The sequence below is a fragment of the Neobacillus drentensis genome (genome assembly GCF_036965645.1).
Taxonomy (GTDB): Bacteria; Bacillota; Bacilli; order Bacillales; family Cytobacillaceae; genus Neobacillus; species Neobacillus drentensis_D.
Genome location: NZ_JBALPZ010000052.1, coordinates 1 through 511 on the forward strand (window position 1 = coordinate 1; position 511 = coordinate 511).

The window sequence follows — 511 nt, forward strand, 5'->3', positions numbered from 1 at the left end:
TTTTATAAGGATTTGGTTAAAGTCTGAGGAGAGTTAACAGAAATATTGAAAAAAGTATTGATCAATCAACAGCAATCTTTGGAAATTTGATAGATACCAATCATAGTCGTATATGGATTGGTAAGGAGGTAGAGGTCGAAATATCCTCCGTGGTCATCCTTCTTTAAAGTAAAACAGCTAATTTTTCGTTTTTTCAATATAATCCTTGATAAATCTGTGATTCAGCAAAAATCACTAGCTAGAACAAACAAAATAGTCTAGCTTAAAAAGTTTATCTACTGCGTTCCGAGAACTTAATAACGGATTCTAGGAAACCCCGCTGAAATCTCTAAAAACGCCTAAATATATAAATGGGAGAAAGGTGTTCTCCTTCCAAAAGATATCTAAAATATTTTTTATTGTATAAGTTATCGTTAATTTCATTGATAATAACAGTTGTTTTCCCCTAGGGTTAACTGTACTTTCAACACTAACAAAATCGTAATATAAATACACAGTCTTCAAAACTGCT

1 protein-coding gene is annotated in these 511 nt (G+C 31.3%); it reads right to left on the reverse strand.

The window, feature by feature from the left end; translation table 11 throughout:
- Positions 1 to 306 precede the first annotated feature (306 nt).
- Positions 307 to 511: hypothetical protein (locus V7266_RS10975; RefSeq protein ID WP_335467931.1), on the reverse strand; the 205-nt coding region annotated here is incomplete at its 5' end.